At 32.0% G+C, this 3,112-nt stretch carries 6 protein-coding genes; 3 read left to right on the top strand and 3 right to left on the bottom strand.

The features are described from left to right. Positions 1-147 precede the first annotated feature (147 nt). On the top strand, positions 148-333 hold the full coding sequence (locus ACW2QF_RS18970; RefSeq protein ID WP_455717582.1) for a hypothetical protein: 186 nt from the start codon (positions 148-150) through the stop codon (positions 331-333). A gap of 12 nt (positions 334-345) precedes the next feature. Continuing rightward, the gene (locus ACW2QF_RS18965; RefSeq protein WP_455717581.1) at positions 346-621 is read left to right on the top strand and encodes a spore coat protein; all 276 of its coding nucleotides are present in this window, start codon (positions 346-348) and stop codon (positions 619-621) included. A gap of 51 nt (positions 622-672) precedes the next feature. Here ACW2QF_RS18965 and ACW2QF_RS18960 read toward each other — a convergent pair whose 3' ends face one another. The 3 genes from ACW2QF_RS18960 to ACW2QF_RS18950 are packed head-to-tail and all read right to left on the bottom strand — an operon-like array spanning position 673 to position 2,573. After that, positions 673-1,170, bottom strand: coding sequence for an SUV3 domain-containing protein (locus ACW2QF_RS18960; RefSeq protein WP_455717580.1), 498 nt, complete (start codon positions 1,168-1,170; stop codon positions 673-675). A 21-nt stretch (positions 1,171-1,191) separates the two neighbouring features. After that, positions 1,192-2,454: a helicase-related protein gene (locus ACW2QF_RS18955; protein WP_455717579.1), complete on the bottom strand. Its 1,263-nt coding sequence runs from the start codon at positions 2,452-2,454 to the stop codon at positions 1,192-1,194. Positions 2,455-2,462: 8 nt separating this feature from the next. Beyond that, positions 2,463-2,573, bottom strand: coding sequence for a DUF1905 domain-containing protein (locus tag ACW2QF_RS18950; RefSeq protein ID WP_455717583.1), 111 nt, complete (start codon positions 2,571-2,573; stop codon positions 2,463-2,465). A 260-nt stretch (positions 2,574-2,833) separates the two neighbouring features. Here ACW2QF_RS18950 and ACW2QF_RS18945 point away from each other — a divergent pair. Next, positions 2,834-3,112: DUF1622 domain-containing protein (locus ACW2QF_RS18945; RefSeq protein WP_455717578.1), on the top strand; the 279-nt coding region annotated here is incomplete at its 3' end.

Raw genomic sequence — 3,112 nt, 5'->3', positions numbered from 1 at the left:
TTTTATGTATCGAGGGTATGTTAAACTCATACATTATCGGTAGACAAAGACAATTTTGTGTCCTTCTTAAAAAATTACTATTATTTTCTATCATTATATTTAAAATTTGAGACATAATAAGCATGTAAATTAAAAGGAGGTAACATTATGACAAATTTAACTGAGAAAGAATTGTTAGCAATAAACGATTTATTAGATGGCGAAAGTGAATTAGTTAAGAAATTTCAAATGCTATCAAACTCAACTAGTGACCCTGAGTTAAAACAAACATTCTCTAATATTTCACAAAAACATCAACAGCATTTTAATGCAGTATATTCTAAACTTCAATAAGGAGGAATCAAAATGATAGATACAACAACTTTTGGTGAAAAAGAAATGTTACACGATGCTCTTTGCGCACAAAAACAAGAAACAGCTAACTATAATTTATTTTCAAACGAATGTGCTCACGCAGATATTAGAAATACATTCATGGATATCTTAAAAGACGAACATGATATTCAATTCCAGGTCTTTAATATTATGCATGATAAAGGCTTTTATCCTACTCCAGCAGCAGAGCAAGAGAAAGTCAATCAAACAAAACAAAAATATTCACAACAAACTACAATGAAGTAAACTAGTTAAATTAAAAAGAACACCCTTTTAACTCCCATTATAAAATGGCAGTTAAGAGGGTGTTTTTAAAAATCTTCCACTTACTAATAGCTTGTTGATTCTTTCACTCACTAATGCTCTTTCTTCATATACCCATTCTTCTTCAAATTGTATCCGAAAATTCTTTGAAAAGGAATAATACAGATTAATCTTTTGATAATAGATTTCTAAATCTTCTAGGCTCTGCCCATCTTCTAATGGCTTATATAAAATCTCCTTCTTTCTTATAAAATATTGTTCTACATAATCTATAAATGCTGAGAAAACTCGTTCATTATGCACATCAAAGGGTAATTTCATAAGTCGCCATTCTACTAATTCTTCTAATTTGTATCTTCTAATCTTATCTAATATAAAGATATAGTCTCGTATATCCATCTTCTTATACGTTTGAACTTTTTCTTCTCTTGTACTCCATAGAGCTAATTTCTCTCTAAGTGGTAAGCCTTTGATTTTAAGTAATACTTCACTAGGACCAATAACAGCTTCTATCAAAGGCTCATCTTTCATCTCAATATTTTCTTTTAAAAATTAATATTGATTTCCAGTAGAAGCTACATAACCTACATTATATATCCCCTTCCTACCTGCTCGTCCAGCAATCTGTTTTACCTCTTGAGATGTTAAGGTACGGATTTCGTCTCCATCGAATTTCTTGTTATTCATAAATATAATACGCCTAATAGGAAGATTTACTCCCATTCCTATGGCATCAGTAGAAACTAGGATTTTATTGGTTCCTTCTACAAAATCATGGTATTGCATCTTTCTGACCTCTGGAGGTAAATCTCCGTAAATCATACTGGTTGCAATATTCTTAGATTTAAACATCTTAGCAGTTTCTAAGACTCTTTTCTTAGAAAATACAATAAGTGCATCTCCTTGTTTTGTATCCTTTAACTCAAATGGCTTTTCTTCTATTTGCAAGGGTACATTTCTTACGTATTCTTTAATGTCATACTGGTCTTCACAAGACTCTAGAATCTCTTGCAATAATTCTTTAGCATTTAATGCACCACAGACATGAATCTCAGGACACTTAAGTCCTAATAAAGCTCTTGTCCAAGCTGCTCCTCTTTGGCTGTCCCCTAGCATTTGTATCTCATCTATAACCGCTATCTCGTACTCCTGCTCCAAATTGAGCTTTTCCACTGTGGCACTCTGATGTTTTGCACCTTCTATTATAATTTCTTCTTCACCTGTCAACAAATCACATTTGACTCCACTCTCATTCATTCTCTCAAAGATTTCTAGAGCTAGAATTCTAAGAGGAGCTAGATAAATTCCATTTTTACTATTCTTCAAACATTCAATTGCTTGATAAGTCTTTCCCGTATTGGTTTCTCCCAAGTGTAGATATATCTTTCTTTTCAAAGCTCTCGCTTCAAGATATTCATCCTTTGGATTATCAGGGAAATACCTGTCAAATTCATCTGCCACTATTTTCGGAATATGGGAAGTTACTAACACTGTCATAATCCCAGAGCCAACATAGTCATCAAGATTTTCTCTTTTAATCTCATCAAACACAAAATCCGTTTTGTTTTTCCTATTATAGTCTTCTAATAGGCGAATAGATATATCGTCTAGTAGTTCAAGGTAATCCACATAAAGCTGTCGATATCCTTTTATATTCTCCCCTTGCATCGCTTTCATAGCCTTTAGTTTTTTCCGAACTGCTGCCTCATGACTCCATAAGTTAGCAACCTTCGTATTCGATACAATTTCTCTCATATTATTTAGTTGTTCTTTAAAAACCTGGAATTCTCTAACTTCTCTACGATTCTTTTTCATAAAATTGATTATTCTCTTTCTTGTATCGTAACATGTACCATATCTCCTGGTTGTTTGTTAATTTCTGTTCTTATACCCTTTCTAAGACCGATAATATGACAAATCGAAAGGTATTTCATTCTATATTGTGCGGTTATTATACCATTATCATTCGTCAATGAAGAGAAACCTTACAAATAATTATTTTAATTGCAGAGAACCTATATTCTTTGTATAATATCTATGTTTTGAGATTCAAAAGGTCATAATTAAAGTTAAGTAGCGTGTTTCGTGTCATAGCATGTCAGCTAAGAAGCTATGAACACGTATACAGAGTTTTGCATTCAAAACCTTTTGACTCCCGATTCCAATCGATAACAAATGATGAAAGGAAATACTTATGGAACATTTATTTGAAACCTTTATACCTATTCTCATACACATATTTGAATTTATGGGAATTATCATATTATGTATCGGAGGTTTTCGAGCATTTTTTGTCTACTTAAAAGAACTACGAAGCAACGAACCTTATAACATCAAATATCAATTTGCAGCATCTTTAGCAACTGCTTTAGAATTCAAATTAGCTGCCGAAATACTAAAAACTGTTTTAATTAAATCTTTTGATGAATTACTTATCTTAGCATCTATCTTTATATTGCGCGTTCTAATGACC

This window comes from Anaerosporobacter sp. (assembly GCF_965301125.1).
This window is presented reverse-complemented; position numbering and strand designations above follow the sequence as displayed.

Excerpts from the sequence above, each read along its gene's own strand:
- ACW2QF_RS18970 (WP_455717582.1), top strand. The coding sequence starts at position 148 with ATGACAAATTTAACTGAGAAAGAATTGTTAGCAATAAACGATTTATTA.
- ACW2QF_RS18965 (WP_455717581.1), top strand. The coding sequence starts at position 346 with ATGATAGATACAACAACTTTTGGTGAAAAAGAAATGTTACACGATGCT.
- ACW2QF_RS18960 (WP_455717580.1), bottom strand. The coding sequence starts at position 1,170 with ATGAAAGATGAGCCTTTGATAGAAGCTGTTATTGGTCCTAGTGAAGTA.
- ACW2QF_RS18955 (WP_455717579.1), bottom strand. The coding sequence starts at position 2,454 with ATGAAAAAGAATCGTAGAGAAGTTAGAGAATTCCAGGTTTTTAAAGAA.
- ACW2QF_RS18950 (WP_455717583.1), bottom strand. The coding sequence starts at position 2,573 with ATGAAATACCTTTCGATTTGTCATATTATCGGTCTTAGAAAGGGTATA.